General features: G+C 56.6%; 4 protein-coding genes. 3 read left to right on the top strand and 1 reads right to left on the bottom strand.

Annotated elements, in window-relative coordinates; translation table 11 throughout:
- Positions 1-76 precede the first annotated feature (76 nt).
- Positions 77-865 carry a L,D-transpeptidase gene (locus tag ACXJ5O_RS21700; RefSeq protein ID WP_457301704.1) on the bottom strand — a complete coding sequence of 263 codons (789 nt, stop codon included), beginning with the start codon at positions 863-865 and terminating at the stop codon, positions 77-79.
- A gap of 187 nt (positions 866-1,052) precedes the next feature.
- Here ACXJ5O_RS21700 and ACXJ5O_RS21695 point away from each other — a divergent pair, with 187 nt between their 5' ends.
- The 3 genes from ACXJ5O_RS21695 to ACXJ5O_RS21685 all read left to right on the top strand — a co-directional run.
- The gene (locus ACXJ5O_RS21695; protein WP_457301703.1) at positions 1,053-1,709 is read left to right on the top strand and encodes a DNA-3-methyladenine glycosylase I; all 657 of its coding nucleotides are present in this window, start codon (positions 1,053-1,055) and stop codon (positions 1,707-1,709) included.
- 96 nt (positions 1,710-1,805) lie between these two features.
- A complete protein-coding gene (gene hisS, locus ACXJ5O_RS21690) occupies positions 1,806-3,326 on the top strand; it encodes a histidine--tRNA ligase (protein ID WP_457301702.1) in 1,521 nt (506 codons plus the stop codon).
- 6 nt (positions 3,327-3,332) lie between these two features.
- Positions 3,333-3,593: ATP phosphoribosyltransferase regulatory subunit (locus ACXJ5O_RS21685; RefSeq protein ID WP_457301701.1), on the top strand; the 261-nt coding region annotated here is incomplete at its 3' end.

Here is a 3,593-nt window from a genome sequence, read left to right as displayed (position 1 = left end):
AATAAAGAGGGCAGGGATTCAAGCGAACCCCTGCCCAATTCCCGGCACCGCCCCCGGTGCCGGCCCCCATAACTGTTTATCTCACAATGACCTTGGTACCGACATTCACCCGTTCATAGAGATCGGTGACGTCTTCGTTGCGCATGCGAATGCAACCGCTAGAAACGGAATGACCGATTGTCCAGGGCGCATTGGTGCCATGAATGCGGTAAAGCGTCGAGCCGAGATAGAGCGCACGGGCGCCGAGCGGATTGGCAACGCCGCCCTCCATGTGCGCGGGTATGATGCGGCCCTTTAATCTCTCACGCTCGATCATCTGAGCAGGCGGATACCAATCGGGCCATTCGGCCTTGCGGCTGATCGCGTTGGTGCCCGACCAGCCAAAACCTTCCTTGCCGACGCCGACGCCATAGCGCTGTGCGGTTCCACCGGCCTCGACCAGATACAGAAACCGTTGCGATGTATCGATGACGATGGTGCCAGGTTTTTCCGGTCCGTCATAGGCAACCGTCTGCGGCAGGAATTTCGGATCCATGCCCCGCTGTTTTGGCTGGGCGTCTGCAGCCGGCTCTGCAGGACGTTGAAAGGAAACTTCGCGGACGGCCGGATTTGCGTCGACATCCCTGCGAACCGCGCGGCGGTCCCGTTGCTTGACTGCACGTACTGGTGGATCACTGAAAACCACATAACCGCGAGGATTGACCGGCGAGCCGACTGGCCTTTGGCGCAGTTGCATCACCCAGGGCGCCGTGAGGTCGGGGCTCATGACCACAGGTGGCCTTGTTGCGTAACGCTCGCTGGCTATCGCGCCGGGGACAACAGCCACGACCAGGCAGGATGTCAGAAGCAGTAAAGCAGTCTTCATTTTGATTGTTCTCAAAACTCTGCTGACAGGATTTGTCAGCTTTCGGGTTGAGTTTGCCCGCGCCGGGGTAGAAAAAAGTGAATCGCGATCGATAAAATGCGATTTTTTGTTGAAACTATTTGGTGTGGTTACCAGCTGGTTTTCAGAATTGGTTAACGTCCAGTGAAACATTCGAAGGGTAGGCAATATGCAAGATGATGTCCCGGTCAAGACTGGTCTGATGACAGGCGAGGATGGCGTCACCCGTTGCTTTTGGCCGGGCACTCTTCCCGAATATGTTCACTATCACGATCACGAATGGGGCAGGCCGGTTACGGATGATACGCGCTTGTTCGAGAAAATATGCCTGGAAGGCTTCCAGTCTGGCCTTTCCTGGCTGACCATATTGCGTAAACGTGCGAATTTTCGCGAGGCATTCGATGGCTTCGACTATCACCGCATCGCCCGTTATGGCGAGAAGGATGTGGAACGGCTGCTTGCCAATGCCGGGATCATCCGCCATCGCGGCAAGATCAATTCCGCAATCAATAATGCCAACCGCGCGATTGAACTCGTTAAAGAGACGGGATCGCTTGCTGCCTATTTCTGGACCTTCGAGCCTCCGGCAGACGAGCGTCCCAAGGTGGTCGACTATCCGACGCTTGTTGCAAACCCCACCTCGCCGACTTCGATCCGCTTGTCCAAGGATCTGAAGAAGCGTGGTTGGAGCTTCGTCGGACCCACGACGATGTATGCGCATATGCAAGCCATGGGTCTCGTCAACGATCATATAGAAGGCTGCAAATGCCGTCAGGAAATAGAAAAGCTGCGTAAAGATTTCAAACGACCCGTCCGGGCCTCGTAGCTCTCAAATGCTGCGGCTTCATCAATCCTTGCCCTTGATGCACTGATCGGCTAGAGCAAACCCGCTTCAGCAATCAAGAAATTTCAAGGTTCCATCATGGCAACGAAAGCAGATAGAGTTAAGGCACGGCTGCCACGAGGATTCGTGGATCGTGTGCCGGAGGATCTGCGTGCTGCCGAAAAGATGATGGCGGAAATTCGCAAGGTCTACGAACTCTATGGTTTCGAGCCTGTTGAAACGCCGCTCATTGAATACACCGATGCGCTGGGCAAGTTCCTGCCGGATCAGGATCGCCCCAACGAAGGCGTGTTTTCCTTCCAGGACGATGATGAGCAGTGGCTGTCGCTACGCTACGACCTGACTGCACCGCTGGCTCGCTACGTCGCCGAGAATTTCGAGAGCATTCCCAAACCCTACCGCAGCTATCGCGCGGGCTGGGTGTTCCGCAACGAGAAACCGGGCCCCGGCCGCTTCCGCCAGTTCATGCAGTTCGATGCCGACACAGTTGGCGCACCGTCCGTCTCGGCGGATGCGGAAATGTGCATGATGATGGCCGACGTCATGGAGGCGTTGGGGATCAAGCGGGGCGATTACGTGATCCGCGTCAACAACCGCAAAGTTTTGGACGGCGTGCTCGACGCGATCGGCCTGGATGGTGACGAGAACAGCGGCAAACGTTTGGTCGTATTGCGCGCCATAGACAAGCTGGACAAATTCGGTCCCGATGGCGTGCGCGAATTGCTGGGCAAGGGCCGTCTCGACGAGAGCGGTGACTACACCAAGGGCGCTGGTCTTAGCGATCTTCAGTCCTCATATTTGCTATCCGTGATTTTGAAGCAGCCGTTCCTCGATAGCGGGCCAAGCCTGGAGGTTGATCGTTGGAATCAGACTCTTGAATCCAACGCAGCGAAGCAGGGTTTCACTGAGCTCGAAGATATCAAAGATCTTGTTGTGGCGGCGGGTTATGAAGGCCGTGTCAAGATTGACCCCTCCGTCGTGCGCGGTCTGGAATACTATACAGGCCCTGTATTCGAAGCCGAATTGCTTTTCGACGTCACCAACGAAAAGGGCGAAAAGGTCGTGTTCGGCTCTGTCGGCGGCGGTGGCCGTTATGATGGCCTTGTGTCCCGCTTCCGCAGCGAGCCAGTTCCCGCAACCGGCTTTTCCATCGGTGTTTCGCGCCTGATGACAGCGCTTAAAAACCTTGGCAAGCTCGATACCTCCGACAATATCGGCCCGGTCGTCGTGCTCGTTATGGATAGAGATACGGCTAGCCTTGGCCGCTATCAGAAGATGGTGTCGGACCTTCGCCAGGCCGGTATCCGGGCTGAAATGTATCTTGGCGGGTCCGGCATGAAGCCGCAGATGAAATATGCCGATCGCCGCGGTGCACCTTGCGTGATCATCCAGGGGTCGCAGGAGCGCGACAATGGCGAAGTTCAGATCAAGGACCTGATCGAGGGCGCGCGTCTTTCGGCGGAAATCGAGGACAATGTGACCTGGCGTGAAGGCCGTCCGGCACAGATCACAGCCAAGGAAAGTGATCTGGTCACCGAGGTGCGCAAGATCCTTGAAGCCCAGGCGGAAGATCGCGCCAACGCGGCGAAGGCCGTCTGAATTCGGATGGCCGCCTCCCGAGCCCCAGCGTTTTCCGGTGAAATCGCCGCGCTGATTTCAGGCCGGGATGCCGAGCTTGTCGATATTCCCGTTATTCAGCCTGCCGACCAGTTCCTTGACATGGCGGGTGAAGATTTGCGCCGCCGCATCTTTCTGACAGAAAATGAAAACGGCGAGAGCCTGTGTCTTCGACCGGAATTCACGATTCCCGTTTGCCGTAATCATATCGAGCGCAACGCTGCGACGCCAAAACGCTACGCCTATCTC

The sequence above is a fragment of the Phyllobacterium sp. P5_D12 genome (assembly GCF_054049495.1).
Note: the sequence above shows the minus strand (reverse complement) of the source record. Positions and strands in the feature narration are given on the sequence as shown.

Excerpts from the sequence above, each read along its gene's own strand:
- ACXJ5O_RS21700 (WP_457301704.1), bottom strand. The coding sequence starts at position 865 with ATGAAGACTGCTTTACTGCTTCTGACATCCTGCCTGGTCGTGGCTGTT.
- ACXJ5O_RS21695 (WP_457301703.1), top strand. The coding sequence starts at position 1,053 with ATGCAAGATGATGTCCCGGTCAAGACTGGTCTGATGACAGGCGAGGAT.
- hisS (WP_457301702.1), top strand. The coding sequence starts at position 1,806 with ATGGCAACGAAAGCAGATAGAGTTAAGGCACGGCTGCCACGAGGATTC.